The organism is Streptomyces sp. NPDC054866 (assembly GCF_053610745.1).
Genome location: NZ_JBSGZA010000004.1, coordinates 226,966 through 249,896, shown reverse-complemented (window position 1 = coordinate 249,896; position 22,931 = coordinate 226,966). Strand labels below are relative to the sequence as shown.

Here is a 22,931-nt window from a genome sequence, read left to right as displayed (position 1 = left end):
GGGGTCCGCAGGTCAAACCACGGCGTCGCGCGGCCACAACCATGCGCCTAGCGGCGGTTGTGGCGCGGTGGCAGCACTCCCGCGTCCCGGGCGGAGGCGATGAGCTTGAGGGACCTGCGGCGGCTGCGGCCGGTCGCCTGCATCACCGCGAGGACGGGGTCCCGCCCCGCGCTCTGCGCCGCGCGGTACTCCTGAGCCACCATCAGCCGCCCCTCGCGTCCGCGCGGCCAGGGCGGGCGGGCGCGGCGTACGGCGGGCCGGTCCTGCGGGCGCAGGGCGTCGCGGCGGGTCGGAGCGGTCGCGCCGCCATCCGCGTGCGGGGGCTGGGCGTGCAGCCCCTCCAGGGTGATCCGTCCTTCCGACACCACGGCCCTCGCGTCGATGGCGGCTCCGTCACCGAAGGTCAGCCGTACATGGAACGAGGGCGGGGCTGGGTGAGAAAGAGGGCGAGCCATCAGCATTCGGTCGATAGTGATCAGAAACGCCAAGAAAGGGGCTCTCAAGCACAATCAAAAGGTAGCCGTGCGATCGCATTAGGTCACGAACGGCACGCAGGGCCCGCGCGGCGTACGGCCCCTGAGCGGGGCGCCCGGGCGCCCGGATCAACGCGCCCCTCACGGCGTCTCCCCCTTCACGCACAGGGGTGCGATGCTGAAGACATCCCCCGAGGCCGCCTCGCGGAAGGAGCACCGCCGTGCTGCAGGTCGCCGTCGTCGGATCGGGCCCGAGCGGGGTCTACACCGCGCAGTCCCTCGTCCAGCAGGACCTCGTGCCGGGGGTGCGCGTCGACGTCATCGACCGGCTCCCCTGCCCGTACGGCCTCGTCCGTTACGGCGTCGCGCCCGACCACGAGAAGATCAAGTCCCTCCAGAACAACCTGCGCACGGTCCTCGAACACGACAGCGTCCGCTTCCTCGGCGGCATCGAGATCGGCCCCGGCGGCCTCCCCACCGCGCGGCTGCTCGACCTCTACCACGCGGTGGTCTACTGCGTGGGCGCGGCGGCGGACCGCAAGCTGGGGGTGCCGGGCGAGGACCTGCCTGGCAGCCATTCGGCCACGGAGTTCGTGTCCTGGTACAGCGCGCACCCGGACGCGACGGCCGACGGATTCATCGGGGGCGTGGAGTCCGCCGTGGTCATCGGCGTCGGCAACGTCGCGGTGGACGTCGCCCGGATGCTGGCGCGCGGCGTGGCCGAGCTGCAGCCCACCGACATGCCGGAGGCGGCGCTCGGCGTGCTTGCCGAGAGCCGGGTGCGCGAGGTCCACATGGTGGGGCGGCGCGGCCCTTCGCAGGCGCGCTTCACCACCAAGGAGCTGCGCGAGCTCGGCTCGCTCCCGGACACCGAAGTGATCGTGGATCCCGCGGAGTTGGCGCTCGATCCCGCGTACGCCGACCCCTCCGGCCTGCCCGCGGTAGGCCGCCGTAACGTCGAGGTGATGCGCGGCTGGGCCGAGCGCCCCGCGCGGAATCTGCCGCGCAGCATCCGGCTCCGCTTCTTCCTGCGTCCGGTGGCGGTGACGGAGGCCGCGGGGCGCGTCGGCGGGGTGCGGTTCGAGCGGACGCTGCCGGACGGCCTCGGCGGGGTGACGGGATCCGGGCAGTACGAGGACATCGCGGGGCAGCTGGTCCTGCGCTCGGTCGGCTACCGCGGGGTGCCCATCGAGGGGCTGCCGTTCGACCCCGGGCTCGGCACGGTGCCGCATGCGGCGGGTCGGGTGCTGCGGGAGGGTGCCCCATCCCCCGGCGAGTACGTGGCGGGCTGGATCAAGCGGGGGCCGACGGGCGTCATCGGGACCAACCGCCCGTGCGCCAAGGAGACGGTGCTGTCCCTCCTGGAGGATGCGCCTGCCCTCGTACGGAGAGGGGTGCCGGACGATCCTCTGCGGGGTCTGCGCGATGCGGGACTCGACCCCGTGGAGTGGCAGGGCTGGCAGTCGATCGAGCGAGCGGAGGCTCAGCTCGGCGCTGCGCTTGGCCGTGGGCCGGTGAAGATCGCCGACTGGGCGGGGCTGCTGGGCGCTGCGCGCGGCGGTGAGCGGTGAGCCGGTCAGCATCTTGGCCGCGGGCCGGTGGGGGCTGGGCGCGCAGTTCCCCGCGCCCCTGGCGGGGCCCCCTTACGGGGCCCCCGTGCGCTGCGCCTGAGCGGTGGCTGCGGTGAGGATGGCGTCGAGCAAGCCCGGAAACAGCGCGTCCAAGTCCTCGCGGCGCAAGCCGTTCAGCTTGGCCGTGCCGCGGTAGATCTGCTGGATCACGCCGCTCTCGCGCAGCACCCTGAAGTGGTGCGTGCTCGTGGACTTCGTGACGGGCAGGTCGATCTGTGAGCACGAGAGTCCGTCGAGGCCCGGCTCGCACCCGGCCAGTTGCCGCACGACCCGCAGGCGCATCGGGTCCGACAACGCGTGCAGCACACCCTCGAGGCGGATCTCCGCACGCGTCGGATGGTCGAGCGCACGGCTGCTGATCGGTGCGGTCGTCATGACGGCTCCACTTCGTCGGGGCTCCACGTCGGGCTTCACGTCGGGGCTTCACGTCTTCTCGAAGGCCTCCATAGTACGAGAGTCATCGTAGTTTGACATCTGCCGTACTACGAGGTCTATCGTACGAACCGTACCGACGTCCGTGACGAATGGAGTCCGCCGTGAGCGCGCTGTTCGAGCCCTACACCCTGCGATCGCTGACCATCCCCAACCGTGTGTGGATGGCCCCGATGTGCCAGTACTCGGCCGAGGTGTTCGGGCCGAACGCGGGTGTGGCGAACGACTGGCACTTCGCCCACTACGCGGCGCGCGCCGCCGGCGGCACCGGCCTGATCCTCGTCGAGGCGACGGCCGTGAGCCCCGAGGGCCGCATCAGCCCCGCGGACCTCGGGATATGGAACGACACGCAGGTCGAGGCGCTCCGCCGCGTCACCGGCTTCCTGAAGACCCACGGCACCACCCCGGGCATCCAGCTCGCCCACGCGGGCCGCAAGGCGTCCACCGACCGCCCCTGGAAGGGCGGCGGACCCGTCGGCCAGGACGAGCACGGCTGGCAGCCGGTGGCGCCCAGCGCGCTCCCCTTCGATGAGGGCCACCACGTGCCGCACGAACTCACCACGGAGGAGATCCGTGACGTCGTCGGCCAGTTCGCGGCCGCGGCACGGCGCGCGCTTGACGCCGGTTTCCAGGTGGTCGAGATCCACGGCGCCCACGGCTACCTCATCGGCGAGTTCCTCTCGCCGTTCTCCAATCACCGCACGGACGAGTACGGCGGCTCCTTCGAGAACCGCTCCCGGCTCGCCCTCGAAGTCGTCGACGCCGTCCGCGCCGTATGGCCCGAGGAACTGCCCCTCTTCTTCCGGATCTCCGCGACCGACTGGCTGACGGAGAACCCCGAGGACGAGCGCGAGGGCTGGACGGCCGACGACACCGTACGGCTCGCGAAGGAACTGCACGCGCACGGCGTGGACCTCCTGGACGTCTCCACCGGAGGCAACGCCCCGAGGGCGCGCATCGAGGCGGGCCCCGGCTACCAGGTCCCGTTCGCGGCGCGGGTGAAGGCGGAGACGGCGCTCCCCGTGGCGGCCGTCGGCATGATCACCGACCCCGAGCAGGCCGAGAAGATCCTCGCCAACTCCGAGGCGGACGCCGTGCTCCTGGGCCGCGAACTCCTGCGCAACCCCTCGTGGGCGCGCCACGCCGCCAACGACCTGGGCGGCGAGGTCGCCACGCCCCAGCAGTACCACCGGATGGTCTGAGCCCCACGGCACAGGCCCACGTGCCGCGCCAGCCTTGGCCAAGGGTTGGGGACTGGGGTCATCCCTAGGTGACTCCCCGAAGCGCGGCCCCGACCGGGGTTCATACCGTGGCGCTGTCGCGATGTGTCACGGTTCGGGGCCTGTACCGGCCCTCGGGAGGACGTTGTGCGCTACGTCATCGAGGTGTTCCGCTCCCCCGGGGGCGTGCACGGCAATGTGGTGGATACGGGCTGCGAGGAGGGGGACTCGGGCCACTGCACGCCGTTTCACGGCTGGCTCGAACTGCTCTCGCTGCTCGAACCGCCCCCGGACGCCGCGTCCGCGGAAGCCGGAGAACGTTCTTGCGCGGCAGGTGATGACTCCTGTGACGCCTGATACCGCCTCGCGGGAACCGGCTCTCCGGGAGTGGGGAATCGGCTTGTCCCGAGAGCGGTTTGGGCATCATCGTGGACGTTCAGGGCCATGCGCCCGGCACGGGTCACCGTCACAGTCATGGCGCCCGTACCGGGTGCCGACATGTGGGGGCGGTGATGACGTCCGGCGACATACTGAACGGCCATGTCCACGCACCGGCGCCCCATGAGGCGTTCTCCGGTCGTACGCGCGAACTCACGGCGCTCCAGGAGGAGTTCCGCCACGCGCGCGAGGGCGTGCCGCGGCTCGTCCTGATCGACGGGCCCGGCGGCATCGGCAAGTCCGCGCTGGTGCGCAGGTTCCTGGACACGGCGGGCGACGCCTGTGTGCTCCAGGCCAGCGGCGAGGAGAACGAGAGCGCGCTGCCCTGCGGGGTGCTCGCCCAGTTCGTCGGGCAGAGCCCTCTCCCGCTGCCCGACAGCCTGGGGTCACTGGTCCGCACGCCCCGCTCGGCGCCCGGCACCCTGCCGCCGCTCGCGGCCGGCTTCGGTCTGCTCGACCTGCTGAGCGAGCTGCAGGACAAGGGCCCCGTCATCCTGGTGCTCGACGACGCCCACTGGGCCGACTCCGCGTCGCTGAACGCGCTGACGTTCGCGCTGCGTCGGCTGCGCGTCGACAAGGTCCTCGCGATCGTGGCGGCACGTGACCCGCAGGCACCCCAACTGCCGGAAGGCATCCGCAGGTTGCTCGCCGACGTGCGCACCCGGCGCATCCCGCTGCACGGGCTCAGCCCGGACGAACTGGGCTCCCTCAGCGCGCAGATGGGCAGCGACCGGCTCCCGCACTCCGCTTCCGTACGCCTGCGTGACCACACGCACGGCAATCCGCTGCATGCCCGCGCGCTCCTTGACCAGGTGCCCGCGCACGTACTACGGGACGTCACCACACCACTGCCCGCGCCGCGTTCGTACGCCATGCTGGTGCTCGCCAACCTCGCGGAGTGCGGGGCACAGGCGCTGCGGCTCGTCCAGGCGGTCAGCGTGCTCGGGCTCTCCTGCCCGCTGAGCGCGGCCGCCTCGCTCGCCCGCGTCACCGCACCGCTGCCCGCGCTCGAACGGGCCGTCAAGGCAGGCCTGTTGAAGGAGACGCACCCGGGGGCCGCACCCGAGATCGCCTTCCCGCACCCCCTCGTCCATGCCGCCGTCTACCAGGACATCGGCCCCGCGCACCGCGCCGATCTGCACACGCGGGCCGCGGCCCTGGTCGACGACGAATACGCGAGTCTGCGCCACCGCGTGCTCGCCGCCACGGGCCCCGACGAACATCTCGCCGCCGCCCTCGCCGCCTGCGCGAGGCGCGAGGCCGCCACCGGGCAGTGGGCGGTGGCCGGCACCCACCTGCGGCACGCTTCCCGCGTGGCGACGACCGACCTGGAGCGCGACCGGCTCGCCGTCGAGGCGGTCGAGGCGCTGCTGCTCGACGGCCGTGTGCACGAGTCGGCCGAACTCGCCGCGGGACTTCCGGCCGGCGCGGACCCGGCGCTGCGCGGGTACGTACGCGGATATGTGGCCCGCGTCCAGGGCCGCATGGAGCAGGCGCAGACGCTGCTCGTCGACGCCTGGAACCAGTGCGACCACGAGAGCAATCCCTCGCTGGCGGCGCGGGCGGCGGAGCAGCTGAGCTACGCCGCCGTCATGCGGGGGCGCTCCGCCGACGCCGCCCAGTGGGCGGAGCGCGCCCAGCGGCTCTCCACCCTCCAGGGGCCGAGCCGGATGCTGCGCTTCAACCACCTTCTCGCGCTGGGCCTCAGCGGGTGCGCCAAGAAGGGAATCGAACTCGCCGGTGACCTTCCCGATCCGCTCCTCGTGCCGCCGTCGAACATCGATCTGCTGCTTGCGCGCGGCCAGTTGAGGCTCTGGTCGGACGACCTCCTCGGCGCGCGCGCCGACTTGCTGGGCGCCGTGGCCAACTGCCGCAAGGGGACGGTGCCGTTGCGGCTGCTCTCGGCCTCCGCGCTCGCCCAGACCCTGCACCGGCTCGGCGACTGGGACGAGGCGCTGATCCACGCCGAGGCGTCCGCCTCGATCGCCGACGACACCGAGCAGTCGTGGCTGAAGCCCGTCACGCACGCCATCGCCAGCTGGATCCTCTCGGCACGCGGCAGCTGGGACCGCGCCTCGGTGCACCTGCGGCTCGCCCTGGACGCCCCCGGCTGCGACGAGAGCGCGCTGGCCTACGCGTACGCGGCGTCGGCGCACGGGGCCTTCGCCGAGGCCCGCGCGGAGCCCGAGCGGGTGGTGGACGCGCTGCGGCCGCTCCTGGACTTCGCCTCGCACGACGGGGTGAACGAACCGGGCGTGGTGTCCTGGCGTGAGCTCCTGGTCGACGCGCTGATCCAGCTCGGCGACCTCGACGAGGCTCAGGCGGTCCTGCTGCCCTACGAGGAGCGGGCGCAGGCACGCGGGCAGCACGCGGCGCTGTCCGCCGCGGCCCGGGTGCGGGGCAATCTGCACGCGGCGCGCCGGGAGACGGACCGCGCCCAGGCGTCGTTCCTGCGCGCGCACGACCAGGCGGCGCAGATCCCGTCACCGTTCGGCCGCGCCCGCGTCCAGCTGGACCACGGGGCGTTCCTGCGCAGGATCGGCCGCCGCTCGGTCGCCGTGGCCCAGCTCCAGGCGGCGTACACGACGATGAGCCAGCTGGACGCCGCGCCCTATCTCGCGCGCTGCGAAAGGGAGTTGGACGCCTGCGGGCGAGCGGCGCCCCCGCGGCCCGCGCACGACCCGGCGGACGTGGACTCCGCCGCCGAAGGGCTCACCCCGCAGGAGCTCGCCGTCGCGCGCCTGGCGTCGCAGGGCTTCACCAACCGGCAGATCGCCACCGCGCTCGCACTGAGCGTCAAGACCATCGAGTACCACCTGGGCCACACCTATACGAAGCTCGGCATCACCTCGCGCATCGGGCTCGTGCACCACTTCGCCCCCCAGGACCGGCGCACGTCGTCGTAGACCGTAGTAAGCCCCCAGGCCCGAGCCCCGGCACACCGGGGTTATCCCTGGGCGGTTCCCTGAGGCACCCCCGCCTCTGTCCGGCGTAGTTTCTTGGCTGGTCAGGGGATGTGATGCACAAGTGGGGGTGCACAGATGGCTGTCACGGAATGTCCGGCGGTATGCGGCGACGCGCCACCGGCCCTGCGTCTGCGGCTGCTCGGGGGGTTTCACCTCAGCCGCGGCGAGGGTGACGGCGGCGGGCAGGTCGACGTGTCCGCCAGCGGGCAGCAGTTGCTCGCCCTCCTCGGGCTCCGCGGCCCCGCGACACGTTCGGTGCTCGCGGGGACCCTGTGGCCCGACGTCACCGAGGAACGTGCGCGGGCCTGCCTCCGTACCGCCATCTGGCGCCTCAACGCGGCGAGTTCGGCCGTCGGCGGCCCCCGGCCCGGGGTGCTCGCGCTCAGCCGGCGCGTCCGGATGGACATCCAGGACTTCACCACCACGGCACGTCGCATACTCGCGGCCCCGGCTGAGGGAACCGGGGCCGCGTGCTCCGCACTGATGGGCATGGGGGAGCTGCTGCCAGGCTGGCATCAGGACTGGGTGGTGTTCGAGCGCGAGCGGCTGCATCAGCTGCGGCTGCACGCGCTCGAAGCCCTCTCGGCGCGGCTCGTCGTGCGCGAGCAGTACGCACCCGCCCTGGAGGCCGCCCTGGAAAGCACCAGGATCGATCCGCTGCGCGAGAGCGCGCACCGTGCGGTCGTGACGGTGCACCTCGCCGAGAACAACCTCGCGGAGGCGGTACGGCACTTCAAGGCGTTCCGCACGCTGCTCCGCACGGAGCTCGGCGTCGAACCCTCGGAGCAGTTCCGCACGATGGTGCGGCACGCGCTGTCCTGACGGACTCGACCCGGAGGCGAGGCAGCCATGGTGACCGGAACCGCGGTGGGGGTTCCTCAAGAGCGGGTGACGCGCCACCACGTCACCGTCGGCCTGTCTGTCCGTGCGCGCTCGGGGGCGCACGGGCCGCAGGTCGTCCCACCCACCCCTGCCGGCCGTGTTGGGGGACGCGGCCGGCAGGCCACCGACGTTCCGCCACGCACGGTCACGGGGGTGCCGAGCGCGGTACGGGGACGCCGGTAGCGGTGACGGCCCCGGCAGGCGATGCCTCCCGGGGCCGTCACCGCGTTCCCCCTATCCCCCCTTCAATCCCCCCTGTGTCACTCCCCTCGCGGCTTCCTGAGCTCCTCGATGGCCTTGTCGACCGCTTTGTGCGGCAGGCCGGTCCTGCGTGACAGGTCCTTGGGCTCCATGCTGCTCAGTACGTCGTCGACGCTCTTGTCCTCGACGCTCGCGATCTCCCACACGTAGCGCTGGACCCGGTCGACCGGATCGACGATCCGGGACCACCTCGCCGCGAGTACGTCCCCCGCCACCGGCGCGACGAGGCCGCCCCGCGCCGCGATGACCGGCCGTGGCTCCTGCTCCAGCCAGGTCGTCCACACGCCGCGCCCGACCAGGTGTTCCGCCGCGCTCTCGGCCACCGAACCGTCCTGGAGGATGCCGGGGTCGGCCGAGTCCGCCCGGACCAGGAGGCGGCAGGAGGCGGCCAGCATGGGCGGTGACGCGACCGGCGGCACCGGCTCACCGAGCAGGGTGCACAGGGCGGCGATGTCCGGCTGGTCGGGGGCGTACTTGACGAGTCGGTCCAGGATGCCGCGGATCCGCCCCAGATCGGGGGTCGGGTGCAGCAGCAGGGCATGGGCGCCGATGATGCCGAGGAAGGGGTTGACGCTCCGTGCGTCGAGCAGGCCGTGCAGCTGCCGCGTCGAGACGAGGTCGATCCCCTGCCGCAGCCCCGAGAGGGCGGCCTCCAGGGCGAGGTCCAGGGTGCGGTCCGCCGACTGCCAGCCGATGCCCTGGGGCACCATCTGGATCGAGGCGAACTGCGGCTGCGGGCCCTGCGGTCCGTTGCTCACGAACACCAAGGTCGTCCACCCGTCGAGGACGTGCAGCGCCTGCGCGAGGGGCAACCCGTCGGCGGGCTGCCTGCGCGTCCTCAACCGGTAGCCGCCGGGCGGCAGTTCGCCGCTCCAGGCCGACCACTCCTGTCCTCCGGAAGGCTCCCAGCCCCCGGCGCCGCCGTCCACGGGCGCGCCGTGCTCGTCGGCGACCTCCAGGGCGAACGGGTCGAGCTGCCAGCCCCGGCGCAGGTTGCGGATGAGCACCATCAGGGTCGGCGGGCCCCCGCCGTGCGTCGCCTCCGCGCTCCAGCGCATCGCGGCCGCGCGGTGGTCCTCACGTGTCGTGGGGGTGCCCTCGACCGGCGTGGCCGTGGGCATGCGGGGCAGCGCGAGCCGCTCGACGAACGGTTCGGTGCCGACCTCGACGAACCGGCTCTCCACCTCGCCGCCGAACCGCTGCTCGATGCGGTAGATACCGGGCGGCAGCGTCGTGTCGATGGTGCCCATCGCGTGCGCCACCTCGCGGAACGCGGAGTCCGTGACGGTGACAAGCACCGACGGGGTGTCCGGTATGACGACGAACGGCACGTGCTTCGCGGTCTCCTCCCGGGCGCGCCGCCGCTCCTTCGCCGCATCTTCCCGGGCGCGCCGCCGCTCTTCAGAGCTGGACACCATTCCCACCGCCTGTCATTACCTCGAAGAATCCACCGTTCTGGAAGTCGTCCGCCGTCAAGCTCTCCGGCGTCACCCGGTACAAGCCCGGGGCGAGCTTCTCGACGCGTTCCGCGGCGTCGACGAGCAGCCTCAGCGGTGGCTCGTCGGGATCGCCGCCGCGCAGCTGCACCCAGCCCCGGAAGCCGTCGGGAAAGCGCAGCGTGACGGCGGGCATGCCGTTCTCCACGTCACGGGCGAAGACCATCGGAGCGCTGCCCTTGACGAACCTGGGCTGCTGCGGGACCAGCAGATGACTGGTGCGGTCCTCCACATGCCGTACGACGTAGTCCGCGAGGCTGTCGGAGGTGATGAGCCCCTTGCGGTTGGCGCTGCGACCGCCGAGACCGTCGAGGAGCGCGGTCGTGAAGTGCCCGCGCGCCAGGTCGGGTTCGGCGTTCTGCTCCTCGTAGGCCGGGTCGCCCTGCGAGGTGGCGTAACCGACGAAGCAGTCGACCTTCTCCAGCGCCCCCGCTGTCGTGGTGAAGGGCGGCCCGAAGGGGAACATGGAGCCGTTGCCGCTGCTCGTACGGCAGCAGTCCGCGAAGCAGACGATCTCGCGGAACGGCGACGACGACTCGTACCAGTCCAAGTACTGGCCCACGGCGAGGTGATTGCCGAGCAGGTCGAAGGCGGCGTTGGCCATCAGGAGCGCGGTGCTGTTCGGGGGCGTCATGAATCCGTGCCCCGCGAGGAAGAAGTAGAGACGGGTCCGCTGCCTCGCGGCCTCCCACTCCTCCTCGGGCCGGTCCTCTATCGCCCGCTGGACCGCGATGTTCGCCCGGTAGAGCGCCAGATCGACGTTCTCCCTGGTCGGTACGGCGCTCATGAAGTCGGCGACGCGCTCCTGCTCCTCGGTGGCGGTGACCAGCGTGACGTTGCCTTCGGGCACATCGCCTCCCTTGGGGTCGACGAGCCAGTCACGGAACCGGACCGCATCACCCCGCGCGGCCTGAAGGTCACTGATGGCCGGATAACGGTTGATGCCGACGACCACGGCGTAGTGCAGGTCGTTCATCGGACTCTCCCCCTACGTTCAGTCCTCGCGCCGTCAGTCCGCGAGCATCGCCGCCACGCTCGCGAGGACCTGCGGGTCGTCGTCGAACGCGACGTGGCTGCGCGCCCCCGCGCCCAGGCCCGGCGACCAGACCGTGCGCGCGGAGTCCGCCCGCAGGAAGCCGCGCAGGTCGTCGGAGTCGGGCCCCGGGGCGGCGGAGTCGAGGTACCAGCGCTGCATGCCCGCGATCGGCGTGACCACGGACTGCCCGGACGGCCCGCGCTCCAGGACTCCGGAGATGAAGTAGAGCAGCGACCTCGGGTACAGGAACGGCACGAGGTGGTCGGCCTGCTCCGCCCTGTCGGTCATCGTGAACATCCGCAACCGGTCGAAGAGTTCGGCCTGCCGGCGGACGACCGGCGCGAGCTGCGCCACCGTGCAGGCCGGCGCGAGGAGCACCACGTCCCGCAGCCGGAAGTCGGCGGGCAGCGGGTCGTTCTCCGCGGCGCGCCTGCGCACGAGGTCGTCGAGCAGGTTGCTGATGAACACGGCGCCCGCGCTGTGGCCGACGACGGTCACCTGGGGGCGGGTGCCGGCGGCGAGCAGCTCGGCGAACCGGTCCAGGAAGTACCGTCCTGCGCGGACCTCGTCGTCCGCGGCGGCGAAGGTGTCCGCGGTCTGCCGCTTCATCGCGCCCCAGATCGCGGCGCCCACGTTGGCGAGGTAGAACTCGCGGAGGATCTCCTCGACGACCGTCGCATAGAGCCCGTGGTCGTTGCGCTGCCGGAAGCGGCCGACGACGGCCGCCACGACGCGCACGGTCTTGCGCACGATCAACGCGGTGCTCACCAGGGCACGTTCCCCCGTGCCCGCCCTGTCCGCGAGGTCGGCCACCACATCCGGTGACATCAGTGTGGCCGCCGCGGCACGCCCCCCGATGATGTCTCGCGCCGCGGCGACCGGCTCTGTGGGTTGGGCCCCGGCCCGGGGCGTCACCGAGTTCACGATCTCCCGGGTGCGCTCGGCCAGTTCGGTGTCCGCCGAGAGTTCGGCGGCGATCTGCCTCTGCTCGACCTCGTTCAGCGGGGGCACCTCGCGCGGGGCGGTCAGCCGCGCGTAAGGCTCCTGCCCCGCCCTTACTTGGGCGAGTTCGGCTGCTACGGCCCTCGGGGAAGGGGTGGTCACCGCCCCGAGGGCTCGCTGTCCCGGCTCCCGGAAGATCGTGCCGGTGGCGTAACGCGTGACCCTGTTGAGCAGCGTGCGGAAGACGCTCTCGTTCAGGATCTGCGGCAGGTTGCCCCGCAGGGTTTCCATGAGCCCACTGCTCCACACGAAGAAGACAGGCTCGGCGCCCGCCGCCTCGTACACGGGCGCGAGCCGCTCGGCGGTGGCGAACCCCAGCGTGTCGTCGGTCAGTCCACCGTGGAAGTGGAGCACCACGCGCGGCCGGTCCTTGAGCCCGGCCACGAGCTCGTCGATGTCGGCGGTGGTGGTCGACGCGAGTCGACCGCTCTGCCTGCTGTGGATGCACCGCTCACGGAAGGAAGCCATGCCCAGGAAGGTAGAGCGGCGCCACTGCCCCGACATCGGGGACGGGCTCAGGGATAACCCCGGACCTGGGACGACCGGTGGCGACTAGGACCCCGAGGCAGGACCCATCCATTCCGCCTCGTACCCCGCGTACGTCCCGTCGTGCGTCGCCAGGTGCGTGAACTGGTCGACGTACTCCTTGAACTCCTCGTCCCCGCGCGGCAATGCGTAGGCCTTCTCGGAGAAGGTGAAGGGCTTGTCGGGGTGCAGGGAGCAGAGTTCGGGGTGGATCCTGGCCTGGTAGCGGGTCTCGCTTGCGTCCGTCATCATCACGTCCGCGCGCCCCGCGATGATCTCCTTGAAGATCGTGGTGTTCTCCGGGTGCAGCTTGATCGTGGCCTGCCTGATGTTCTCGCGCGCGAACTGCTCGTTCGTGCCACCCCGGTTGACGATGACCCTGGTGCCCGGCTTGTCGATGTCCTTGAGCGTGCCCTCGCCGAACTTCTCCTTGTCGGCGCAGCGCACGATGGGTGTCTTGCCGTCCTCGCGGGTGGGCTCGCTGAAGTAGACCTGACGGGCGCGCGGAAGGGTGATGGAGACGCCGCCGACCGCGATGTCACAGCGTCCCGCCGCGACGTCCTTGGTGAGGTTCGCCCACGTCGTGGCCACGTACTTGGGCTTGGCGTCGAGGCTCTCCGCCAGGTCATCGGCCATCTTGATGTCGACGCCGCTGTACGTCTTGTCGGCGGGGTCCAGGTGCGTGAACGGGCGGTAGTCGCCGGTCGTGCACACCTTCAGGACCCCCGACTTCGGCACGGAGTCCAGGAGGCTGCCGTGGTGGCGGTCCTTGCCGCGCCCGGCGTCGGGGGACGCGGGCGCGGCGGCCGTGACGGCGAGCAGACAGACCAGGGCGGACAGGGTGGCGGCACGCTTCACGGGGGCTCCTCCGTACGGGTTCGCGGCTCGGAGAGATCACCTTCGCAGAAGCGATCCCGCCGGTGAAGCCCCCTCTCACCTGCCGGGCGACCCCAGCTGAGTGGGTGTCAGATCGGGGCCCGCCCCGTCGTCGTACGCGTCCTCGTCGAACGGGTACAGCGGACGCTCAACGCGATGGTGGCCGAGCCTGAGCAGGTCCTGGTCGACGCCGCCCGGGGTGAGGGCGAGGAGCCAGTCGGCGGCCATGTCGTAGAGCTCGGGCTCCAGGTAGCCGATCTTGACGACCACCAGGTCGAAGGTGCGCGGGTCGATGCCGAGGCCGCCGTCCGCCGGGCCCATGAAATCCGCGAGGGTGTGGAAGGGCTTGCGGCGCTCGACCAGGATGACGGTCACGCCACCGGTCCGTACGGCCGCCATGTCGACGCCACGGTCGTAGGCGCCGCCCTCCGCCCGGTCCTTCTGCTCGGTCGCGCGCTGCAACGCCACGACGGTGCCGGTGAGTTCGTACGGACCGCCGTGGTGCGCGTCGACCTTGCCGCCGACGCTCAGGGTGACCTCGGCGCCCACTCCGGCCTCGAAGCAGCGGGCGACGGCGACGGGGTCGGTGATGCCGGGGTGGACGGCGGTGACCTTCCCGGAGCGGATGGCGTCGTTCTCCAGGAGCTTGCCGAGCATGTACGCGAGGTCGCCCGCGCCGCCCGCCGTGGGGTTGTCGCCGGAGTCGCTGATCAGGAAGGGCCGCTTGTCCGAGGCAACGGCCTTGGCGATGCACTCCTCCGCGCCGCCTGTCGGGCCGACGAAGACGAAGTCGCGGCGCGCGTCCCAGTAGCGTCGTGCGAGCTTCTCGGCCTCGGCGGCGGCCAGTTCGGGGTCGTCGCCGGTGACGACGATCGCGGCCTTGCAGCGCGGCTCGTCCGCCCAGGCGTAGCCGACCCACAGCGCGGCGTCGAGGATGCCGTCCAGCTTCTCGATGTCGGCGAGCGAGGCGTAGAGGGACTTGGCGGGCTCCAGGCGGGTGCTGGTCTTCTCGCCGGGCAGGAGCACCGGCACCTGGACCCAGGCGCGGTGCGGCCGGGTTCCCTCGCGCAGGCAGCGTACGAGATTGCGCGCGGCGCGCTCGCGGGTCTCCCAGGCGTCCTCGTGCGGGGCGAGGCGGTGGGCGGTGAGCAGGTCGACGGGCTCGGCGAACCGGCGTGAGGCGTTGCCGTGCAGGTCCATGGCGGCCGAGATCATCGGGCGGCCGCCGTCGGGGGTTCCGACGGCGTCCAGGGCGGCACGGACCGCTTCCGTCAGGTCGGCCTCGGCGTCGGTCAGGCCGATGACGCTCATGGCGCCGTGGATGTCGTACACGAGGCCGTCCAGGGGGCCCGCTTCCCGTATGCGCGTGACCAGTTCGTCCTTGAGGATCAGGTACGACTCGGCCTCCACAGGGCCGCCGGGCAGCGAGGTCGCGTGCAGGAGCGGCACCCATTCGACCGTGTACGCCAGGTCCGATTCCGGCCCGGTCCAGGTGTAGCGGTCCAGGAGGTCCTGGCCACGGGTCTGACGGAAGTCGTCCGCGGTGGAGCGGTGCGGGCAGAAGGTGGAGGACTCGATGCCGATGCCGCCGATGCCGATGCGGAGGCGGCGCTGGTTCGTGGTCATGCGGGGGCGCTCTCTTCCTGGGGTGCCGGGGTGGTCGGGAGGTGCTGGCCCAGGGCGGTGAGTCCGGCACCGAGGAGGCCCGCGTCGCGCCCTGTCACGGTGGTGGTGATCTCCAGGTCGGCGGTGGCCAGGGGCAGGCAGCGCTCGTAGAGCACGCCGCGTACGGCGGCGACGAGCGGTTCGGCGGTGGCGAGGACGCCGCCGAGGGCGACGGCCTGGGGGTTGAAGAAGTTCACGACGACGGAGAGCACCGTGCCGATGTGCCGTCCTGCGGTGCGGACGAGGGTGGTGGCCTGCGGGTCGCCGTCGGCGACCAGCCGCAGCAGCTCGGTGGTGTCCTCCACCTCGACGCCCTGGAGGGCGAGTTCGCGGATGAGGGCAGCGCCGCTCGCCACGGTCTCCAGGCAGCCGATGTTGCCGCAGCTGCACGGGCGGTCGCCCGCCGCCTCGATGCGTACGTGACTGATGTCGCCCGCGGAGCCGCCCGCGCCGTTGTGCGGGCGGCCCGCCACGATGACGCCGCTGCCGATGCCGCGCCCCGCCTTGACGACGACCAGGTGGTCGAGTCCGGGGCGGGCGGTGCGGTGCTCGCCGACGGCCATCATCGTGGCGTCGTTGTCGACGGTGACGGGGATGCCGAGGCGTTCGGCGAGGACGTCGCGCAGCGGGTAGCGGTGCCATCCGGGCATGCGGGAGGGGCTCAGGACGCGGCCCTCGGCGGGCTGCACGGGACCGGGGAACGCGACGCCGAGGGCGCGGACGGTGCGGCCCGCCTCGCGCTGCCGAGCGCCCAGTTCGGCGACCTGGCCGCAGAGCCAGTCGACGGCGGACTCGGGCCCGGCGGTGATGTCGTGCGGCAGGTCGACGGCGTCGAGGACGGTGCCGCCGAGGTCGACGACGCCGATACGGGCGTGGTGGCTGCCGAGGTCGGCGGCGAGGGCGACGCCGCCCTGCGCGTGGACGCGCAGGAGCCGGGGGCGTCGGCCGCCGCGTGAGGCTCCCTCGCCTGATTCGGTGAGCACGCCGGCGGCGACGAGTTCCTGGACGCGCAGCGACACGGTGGAGGGGGCGAGCCCCAACTCCCGTACGAGATCGGCCCGCGAGGAGGCGGCGCCCGAGGAGACCAGCTGCAGGATGTGCTGCGCCGACCCCCGTTCGCCGTGCGGTGTTCCGGCCATGCCGCCCCCAGTTGCTTCGATCTGTTCGTTCGACATCAGGACGAACACTAGGTCTCTTCGAAGCAAGTTGGCCAGACCCTCCCGACTTTGGGACTTCTTGCCGAATGAAGCTATTGACTTGGTTTTCTCGTGCGGCCTAGCGTTCGGGCGCCGCCTCGTCGTTCTCCGGCACGGGGCCGGTCCCGTACCCCTTGGAGGCCCATCGCCATGCGCTCACTCAGGTCCGCGGCGGCAGCGCTGCTCGTCCTCGCGGCGGCGCTCACGGGCTGCACGCGGGAGGGCGGCCGTATCGACATGGCCCCCACCGGCGGGACTCCGGTCGAGGGCGGCACCGTGACGATGGCGCTGCCGCCCGCCGCGACGCCGAACTGGATCTTCCCGATCGGCCCGCCCGGCTACGGCGCCTCGTACAACAACGGGATCTACTCGCTGTTCTTCACGCCGGTGTACGACGCCGTACAGGAGAAGGGCGAGCTGACCACGCACGGCCCGAGCACGCTCGGCCTGGAGCCGAAGTTCAGCGACGGCAACAAAACCGTGACCGTGCCGCTGCGCGAGGGTGTGAAGTGGTCCGACGGAAAGCCGGTCACCTCGCGCGACGTGGAATTCTGGTTCAACCTCCTCAAGGCCAACAAGGCGGACTGGGGCAACTACTCGGTCGGCACGATGCCCGACAACGTCAAGCGCTTCGAGACGGTCGACGACCACACCGTGCGCCTGCACCTGAGCCGCGCGTACAACCCCGACTGGTTCACCGCCAACCAGCTCACGCTGATGCGGGCACTCCCCCGGCACGCCTGGGACGCCAAGACCGACGGCGGCGAGATCGGCGACTGGGACCGCACGAAGGAAGGCGCCAAAACCGTCTTCGCGCGGCTCACGCGGCACGCCAAGAACCTGGGTTCGTACGGCTCCGACCCTCTCTGGAAGACCGTCAACGGCCCGTGGAAGCTGGCGGGTTGGCGCGACAGCGGTCAGGTCACCATCGTGCCCAACGAGAAGTACACCGGTCCCAAGTCGCAGCGCCCGCACCTCGACAAGGTCGTCTTCAAGCCCTTCACCACGGCCGACTCCGAGTACAACGTGCTGCGTTCGGGAGGCGTCGACTACGGCTACATCCCGCCGTCGGTGATGGCACAGAAGGAGAAGTTCGAGGAGAAGGGCTATCGCGTCGACCCCTGGGAGGGCTGGGCGGCGACGTACATCGTCTACAACTTCAACTCCACGCACGCGGGCCCGATGATGGACCAGCTCTACATCCGCCGGGCGATGCAGCACCTCGTCGACCAGAAGGCGATGAGCGACGTCATCTGGCAGGGCAGCGCCACGCCGACGCTCGGACCGGTGCCGGTGACGCCGAAGAGCCAGTACTTGTCGAAGGCGATGGAGAAGAACCAGTACCCCTTCGACGTGCAGAAGGCCCAGCGGCTTCTCACCGGGCACGGCTGGAAGACCGAGGACGGGACCGCCCGCTGCGTACGCCCCGGAACGGGCCCCGACGAGTGCGGCAAGGGCATCGCGAGGAACGCACCGCTCGAACTCACCCTGCTCTCCCAGTCCGGCTCCACCGAGACCACGAACATGATGCAGGAGCTCAAGTCCTCGCTCTCCAAGGGCGGAATCGACCTGACGGTGCGTCAGCAGCCGCTGAACTCGGTGCTCGGCAACTCCGTCCCCTGCAAGGCGAAGGACCCCGGCTGCGCATGGGACATGTCGTTCTTCGGCACGGCCGGCAGCTGGTACTACCCGCTCAACCCGAGCGGTGAGCAGCTCTTCTCCACCGGCGCTTCGGCCAACTTCGGCAACTACAGCGACAAGAAAGCCGACCGGATCATCCGCGCGGTGCAGTACTCGCCCGACATGAAGGCCGTGCACGAGTACGGCGAGTACCTCGCCGAGCAGCTGCCGGTGATGTGGATGCCCAACCCCGCCTACCAAGTCTCCGTCATCCGCAACGACTTGCGTGGCGTCAGCCAGAACCCGACCGTCACCTTCGCGCCGCAGGACTGGTACTACGTCAAGAAGAAGGGAGCCGACAAGTGACCGGCTTTCTGGTCAAGCGCTTCCTTCAGGCGCTCGTCGTGCTGTTCCTCGTCTCGGTCATCGTCTTCACGCTGCTCCACATGCTGCCCGGCGGGCCCGCCCGCGCCATTCTCGGCCCCAAGGGCACACCGCAGCAGATCGAGCACTTCAACCACCAGCAGGGGTACGACCGTTCGCTGCCCGCGCAGTACGTGATGTATCTGAAGCGTCTTTTCACCGGCGACCTGGGCGAGTCGTTCAAGCTCAATTCGCCGGTCTTCGAGCTGCTCAAGCAGCGCCTGCCGAAGACCCTGCTCCTGACGGTGCTCTCCACCGCGCTCGCCGTGGTCATCGCCGTCCCGCTGGGCCTGCTTCAGGCCGTGCGGCGCGGCAAGGCGTCGGACTACGCGCTGACGGGGCTCGCCTTCCTCCTCTACGCGACGCCGGTGTTCTTCCTCGGCCTCATCATGATCATCGTGTTCGCGCAGGTGCTGCCGATCCTCCCGGCGGAGGCACCGCAGGGCGAGAGCGTCGGTGAACTCCTCGGCGACTTCACGGGGTTGGTGCTCCCGGTCGTCACCATGGCGTTCGGCATCGTGGCGATGTTCAGCCGCTACATGCGCTCGGCGGTCCTCGACAACCTCACCGAGGAGTACGTCCGTACGGCGATGGCCAAGGGCCAGTCGAACCGCCGCATCATGGTCCGCCACGTCCTGCGCAACGCGCTCATCCCGCTGGCCACGCTGCTCGGCCTGTACCTGCCGACGCTCTTCAGCGGCGCGCTCGTCGTCGAGTCGATGTTCAACTACCCCGGCATGGGGCTGCTGTTCTGGAACGCAGCGCAGGGCTCCGACTTCCCCGTGCTGCTCGGCGTGACGCTCGTCGTCGGCGTCGCCACCGTCGTCGGCTCGCTGCTCACCGACATCCTCTACGCCGTCCTCGACCCCCGGATCCGGAGCGTGGCATGAGTACCGCGACCGCAGACGTCACCCCCGAGGCAACGCCGGGGAACGAGGCGGCGGCGCAGGCCACGCCCTCGCTCGCGCGCCGTACGCTCCAGGTCTTCACCGGCAACAAGCTCGCCCTGACGGGCGTGGTGGTCCTGGTCCTGCTCCTGGCCTTCAGCTACCTCGGGCCGCTGCTCCACCCCACCGAGCAGGTGCGCACCGACCTCTCCCAGGCGAATCTCGCGCCGGGCAGCCCCGGCCACCTCCTGGGCACCACCGACCTCGGTTACGACATGGTCGGGCGGCTGATGGTCGCCGGGCGGACCTCGCTCGAAATAGGCCTTGCGGCGGGCCTGTTGGCGACGCTCTTCGGGACCGTGTACGGGGCGGTCGCGGGGTATTTCGGCGGCTGGGTGGACGCGGCGATGATGCGGATCACGGACGCGGCGCTCGCGATCCCCGCGATGTTCCTGCTCGTCGTGGTCGCCGCCATCATCACGCCGAGCAAGGGCGTCCTCATCGTCATCATCGCGTCGGTGGCCTGGCTTTCCCCTGCCCGTCTGGTGCGCGGCGAGGCGCTCTCGCTGCGCGACCGCGAGTACGTACAGGCGATGCGGATGATGGGCGGCGGTGGCGCGCGGGCCGTGTTCAAGCACATCGTGCCGAACGCGATCGGCACGGTCATCGTCAACTGCACCTTCCAGATCGCCGACGCCATCCTCTACGTCAGCTATCTCGCTTTCCTGGGCCTGAGCATTCCGCCGCCGTCGGCCGACTGGGGCTCGATGCTCTCGGCCGGCATCACCTACACCCAGAACGGCTACTGGTGGCTGATCTTCCCGCCGGGCATCGCGATCGTCCTGGTCGTCGCCGCGTTCAACTTCATCGGTGACGGGCTGCGGGACGCGTTCGAAGTACGGCTGCGGAAGTAAGGGAGCACCAGACATGACCCACCCTCTGCTCAAGATCGAAGATCTGCGCGTCGACATCACCTCGCGCGAGCGCACCGTCCACGCCCTCGACGGCATCTCCCTCGAACTCGCCCCGGGTGAGGCCCTCGGCATCGTGGGCGAGTCGGGCTGCGGCAAGACGATGACCGCGCTCAGCGTCCTCGGACTCCTTCCGCCCGGCGGCGAAGTCACCGGCGGACGCGTCCTGTTCGACGGCCAGGACCTGGCCGCTTCCACCGCGCCGGTCCTCCAGGACGTACGGGGCAACACCATCGGCATGGTCTTCCAGGACCCGCTCACCTCGCTGAACCCGACGATGACGATCGGGGCGCAGGTCGCGGAGCCGCTCGTCCTGCACCGCCCCGAGCTGAGCAGGAAAGAGGCGTGGGCGCGGGCCGAGGAGATGCTGCGCCTGGTCGGCATGCCGCAGCCCGCCGAGCGCATGAAGGCGTATCCGCACCAGCTGTCCGGCGGCATGCGCCAGCGCGTGGCGATCGCCATGGCCCTGGTCTGCGAGCCGAAACTGCTCATCGCGGACGAGCCGACCACCGCCCTGGACGTGACGACGCAGGCCCAGATCCTGGAGCTGATCGACGGGCTCCGCGAGCGGCTCGGCATGGCGATGATCCTGGTCACGCACGACCTGGGTGTCATCGCGAGCCGGGTCGACCGGGTCGCGGTGATGTACGCGGGCAAGGTCGCCGAACAGGCCGATGTGCGCGGCCTGTTCGCGAGACCCCGGCACCGCTATACGGAGGCGCTGTTCGCCTCGCTCCCCGAGCGCGCCGCGGACAGCGGCACCGCGCTCCAAACCATCCCGGGGCTTCCACCGAACTTGGCGGTGCGTCCGACGGGGTGCCGCTTCGCGCCGCGCTGCGCCTTCGCGACGGACGAGTGCCGTGAGCGGGAGCCGCAGCTCGCGGACGACGAAGTGCGGGGAGGCGAGCACCGGTTCGCCTGCTTCCATCCGGTGCCGGACAACGCGTCGGAGGAGGAGGTCGTGATCCCGCCGGCCGTCCCCGCGCCGCGCGCACCCGGCGACGTACTCCTCGAACTCGACGCCCTGGTCAAGGACTTCCCCCTCAAGGGCGGTGCCTTCTCGCGCCGTCGGGGCACGGTGAGCGCGGTCGGTGGGGTGTCCCTGGAGGTCCGCAAGGGCGAGACGTTCGGCATGGTCGGCGAGTCCGGGTGCGGCAAGACCACGCTCGGCCGGATCGTCGCGGGCCTGGAGGAGCCGACCGCCGGGCGCGTGCGCTTCGAGGGGCACGACCCGGCAGAGATGTCGCGGGCCGAGCGGCGGGCGCAGCGGCGGCGCGTGCAGCTGATGTTCCAGGACTCCACTGCCGCCATGGACCCCCGGATGCGGGTGGGCGAGATCCTGCGGGAGCCCCTGGTCATCCAGGGCGTCGGCACCCGCGCCGACCAGGAGAAGCTGATCGGCGAACTCCTGGACGCGGTCGGCCTGCCGCGCGGCGCCGTGCACCGCTACCCGCACGAGTTCTCCGGTGGCCAGCGCCAACGCCTGGGTCTGGCACGGGCGTTGACTCTGTCTCCCGACCTGGTGGTCGCGGACGAGCCGGTCTCGGCGCTCGACGTCTCCGTGCAGGCGCAGATCCTGAACCTGATGCGGGAGCTGCAGCGGGAACGCGGCCTGACGTATCTGTTCATCTCGCACGACCTGGCGGTGGTGCGCCACCTCGCGGACACCGTCGGCGTGATGTACCTGGGCAAGCTGGTCGAGTCGGGCCCGGCCGCGCAGGTGTACTCCCATCCGCTGCACCCCTACACGCGGGGGCTGCTCGACACGGTCAACCTGCCGGACCCGACAGCGGCGGAGGGCCCAGGCCGCACCCCCCTGGAGGGCGAGACGCCCTCGGCCGCGAAGCCGCCGTCGGGCTGCCGCTTCCGCACCCGGTGCCCCCTGGCCCAGGAGGTGTGCGCCACCACGGAGCCGCCCGTGTCCACCCCGAACAGTGCGGGACACCAGGTCGCGTGCCACTTCCCCCTGTCCGCGCCTCGGCTAGCGTCGGCAGTGTGAAACTCGCGGATGCCCTGACCCGCCGCCCGCTCGTGCTCGACGGCGGCCTCTCCAACCAGCTGGAGGCCGCCGGGCACGACCTGAGCGACGCCCTGTGGTCGGCGAGGCTACTGGCCGACGAACCCGGGGCCATCGCGGCGGCGCACCGGGCGTACTACGAGGCGGGCGCGGACATCGCCACCACGGCGAGCTATCAGGCGACGTTCGAAGGCTTCGCGAAGCACGGCGTCGACGCGGTGAGCACCGCGGAACTGCTGCGCCTGAGCGTGGAGTTGGCCCGCGACGCGGGATCGGATGCCGGGCGCGAGGTGTGGGTGGCCGCGTCCGCGGGACCGTACGGTGCGATGCTCGCGGACGGCTCCGAGTACCGGGGCCGGTACGGCCTGACGGTGGCCGAGCTCGAACGCTTCCACCGCCCGCGCCTGGAGGTCCTCGCCGACGCGGAACCGGACGTCATCGCCCTGGAGACGGTGCCGGACACGGACGAGGCGCGGGCCCTGCTGCGGGCCGTGCGCGGCCTTGGCGTGCCCGCCTGGCTCTCGTACACCGTCTCCGGCGGCTACACGCGGGCGGGCCAGCCCTTGACGGAGGCCTTCGCGCTGGCCGCCGACGCCGAGGAGATCCTCGCGGTCGGCGTCAACTGCTGTGACCCGCAGGACGCGGACGCGGCGGTGCGCCTGGCCGCGCGGATCACGGGAAAGCCGGTGGTGGCGTACCCGAACAGCGGCGAGACGTGGGACGCGGCCGCAAGGACGTGGCGGGGCCCGGCGCACTTCTCCGCGGGCCGGGCCGCGGGGTGGCGGGACGCGGGGGCACGGCTGATCGGGGGTTGCTGCCGGGTGGGGCCGGAGACGATCACGCGGGTGGCCGCGGAGCTGTCCGGGACCGGGCGGTCGTAGCGAGGCGGTCGTAGCGAGGCGTCAGGGCGGGCG

General features: G+C 71.4%; 18 protein-coding genes. 10 read left to right on the top strand and 8 right to left on the bottom strand.

Going from position 1 to position 22,931, the window contains the following annotated elements; all coding sequences use genetic code 11:
• Positions 1-47: 47 nt before the first annotated feature.
• Positions 48-461 (bottom strand): DUF6214 family protein, encoded by a 414-nt coding sequence (locus tag ACWGI2_RS21865; RefSeq protein WP_453697038.1) that lies wholly within the window; start codon positions 459-461, stop codon positions 48-50.
• Between the two features lie 233 nt (positions 462-694).
• On the opposite strand from ACWGI2_RS21865, the gene ACWGI2_RS21860 reads away from it, so the two are divergent.
• Positions 695-2,044 carry an FAD-dependent oxidoreductase gene (locus tag ACWGI2_RS21860; protein WP_453697036.1) on the top strand — a complete coding sequence of 450 codons (1,350 nt, stop codon included), beginning with the start codon at positions 695-697 and terminating at the stop codon, positions 2,042-2,044.
• Between the two features lie 72 nt (positions 2,045-2,116).
• Here ACWGI2_RS21860 and ACWGI2_RS21855 read toward each other — a convergent pair whose 3' ends face one another.
• Positions 2,117-2,479: an ArsR/SmtB family transcription factor gene (locus ACWGI2_RS21855; RefSeq protein ID WP_453697035.1), complete on the bottom strand. Its 363-nt coding sequence runs from the start codon at positions 2,477-2,479 to the stop codon at positions 2,117-2,119.
• A 161-nt stretch (positions 2,480-2,640) separates the two neighbouring features.
• On the opposite strand from ACWGI2_RS21855, the gene ACWGI2_RS21850 reads away from it, so the two are divergent.
• The 4 genes from ACWGI2_RS21850 (at position 2,641) to ACWGI2_RS21835 (ending at position 7,982) form a co-directional block, all read left to right on the top strand.
• A complete protein-coding gene (locus ACWGI2_RS21850) occupies positions 2,641-3,738 on the top strand; it encodes an NADH:flavin oxidoreductase/NADH oxidase (RefSeq protein WP_453697034.1) in 1,098 nt (365 codons plus the stop codon).
• Positions 3,739-3,903: 165 nt separating this feature from the next.
• Complete coding sequence (locus tag ACWGI2_RS21845) at positions 3,904-4,113, top strand: hypothetical protein (RefSeq protein ID WP_453399828.1); 210 nt, start codon at positions 3,904-3,906, stop codon at positions 4,111-4,113.
• A gap of 155 nt (positions 4,114-4,268) precedes the next feature.
• Positions 4,269-7,100 carry a helix-turn-helix transcriptional regulator gene (locus tag ACWGI2_RS21840; protein ID WP_453697032.1) on the top strand — a complete coding sequence of 944 codons (2,832 nt, stop codon included), beginning with the start codon at positions 4,269-4,271 and terminating at the stop codon, positions 7,098-7,100.
• Between the two features lie 135 nt (positions 7,101-7,235).
• Positions 7,236-7,982 carry an AfsR/SARP family transcriptional regulator gene (locus tag ACWGI2_RS21835; protein WP_453697030.1) on the top strand — a complete coding sequence of 249 codons (747 nt, stop codon included), beginning with the start codon at positions 7,236-7,238 and terminating at the stop codon, positions 7,980-7,982.
• A 320-nt stretch (positions 7,983-8,302) separates the two neighbouring features.
• Here the strand turns inward: ACWGI2_RS21835 and ACWGI2_RS21830 are convergent, their stop codons facing one another.
• From ACWGI2_RS21830 to ACWGI2_RS21805, 6 genes are all read right to left on the bottom strand, one after another.
• Positions 8,303-9,721, bottom strand: a complete 1,419-nt coding sequence (locus ACWGI2_RS21830; protein WP_453697028.1) for a hypothetical protein — start codon at positions 9,719-9,721, stop codon at positions 8,303-8,305.
• Positions 9,705-10,775: a caspase family protein gene (locus ACWGI2_RS21825; RefSeq protein WP_453399832.1), complete on the bottom strand. Its 1,071-nt coding sequence runs from the start codon at positions 10,773-10,775 to the stop codon at positions 9,705-9,707. The genes ACWGI2_RS21830 and ACWGI2_RS21825 overlap by 17 nt, the downstream gene beginning before the upstream one ends.
• 33 nt (positions 10,776-10,808) lie before the next feature.
• On the bottom strand, positions 10,809-12,305 hold the full coding sequence (locus ACWGI2_RS21820) for a hypothetical protein (protein WP_453697027.1): 1,497 nt from the start codon (positions 12,303-12,305) through the stop codon (positions 10,809-10,811).
• Positions 12,306-12,389: 84 nt separating this feature from the next.
• Positions 12,390-13,220, bottom strand: a complete 831-nt coding sequence (locus ACWGI2_RS21815; RefSeq protein WP_453697025.1) for a transporter substrate-binding domain-containing protein — start codon at positions 13,218-13,220, stop codon at positions 12,390-12,392.
• Between the two features lie 75 nt (positions 13,221-13,295).
• Positions 13,296-14,864: a M81 family metallopeptidase gene (locus tag ACWGI2_RS21810; protein ID WP_453697023.1), complete on the bottom strand. Its 1,569-nt coding sequence runs from the start codon at positions 14,862-14,864 to the stop codon at positions 13,296-13,298.
• On the bottom strand, positions 14,861-16,078 hold the full coding sequence (locus ACWGI2_RS21805) for an ROK family protein (RefSeq protein WP_453697021.1): 1,218 nt from the start codon (positions 16,076-16,078) through the stop codon (positions 14,861-14,863). Before ACWGI2_RS21805 ends, ACWGI2_RS21810 begins: the two co-directional genes overlap by 4 nt.
• Positions 16,079-16,249: 171 nt before the next feature.
• On the opposite strand from ACWGI2_RS21805, the gene ACWGI2_RS21800 reads away from it, so the two are divergent.
• From ACWGI2_RS21800 to mmuM, 5 genes are read left to right on the top strand one after another with little or no spacing between them, the layout of a single operon-like run.
• Positions 16,250-18,085, top strand: a complete 1,836-nt coding sequence (locus ACWGI2_RS21800) for a peptide ABC transporter substrate-binding protein (protein WP_453399837.1) — start codon at positions 16,250-16,252, stop codon at positions 18,083-18,085.
• Positions 18,082-19,032, top strand: a complete 951-nt coding sequence (locus tag ACWGI2_RS21795; protein ID WP_453697019.1) for an ABC transporter permease — start codon at positions 18,082-18,084, stop codon at positions 19,030-19,032. The genes ACWGI2_RS21800 and ACWGI2_RS21795 overlap by 4 nt, the downstream gene beginning before the upstream one ends.
• Positions 19,029-19,943, top strand: a complete 915-nt coding sequence (locus ACWGI2_RS21790) for an ABC transporter permease (RefSeq protein ID WP_453697018.1) — start codon at positions 19,029-19,031, stop codon at positions 19,941-19,943. The genes ACWGI2_RS21795 and ACWGI2_RS21790 overlap by 4 nt, the downstream gene beginning before the upstream one ends.
• Before the next feature lie 13 nt (positions 19,944-19,956).
• Positions 19,957-21,999, top strand: coding sequence for an ABC transporter ATP-binding protein (locus ACWGI2_RS21785; protein WP_453697016.1), 2,043 nt, complete (start codon positions 19,957-19,959; stop codon positions 21,997-21,999).
• On the top strand, positions 21,996-22,898 hold the full coding sequence (mmuM, locus tag ACWGI2_RS21780) for a homocysteine S-methyltransferase (RefSeq protein ID WP_453697014.1): 903 nt from the start codon (positions 21,996-21,998) through the stop codon (positions 22,896-22,898). Before ACWGI2_RS21785 ends, mmuM begins: the two co-directional genes overlap by 4 nt.
• The last annotated feature ends 33 nt before the right edge of the window (positions 22,899-22,931 follow it).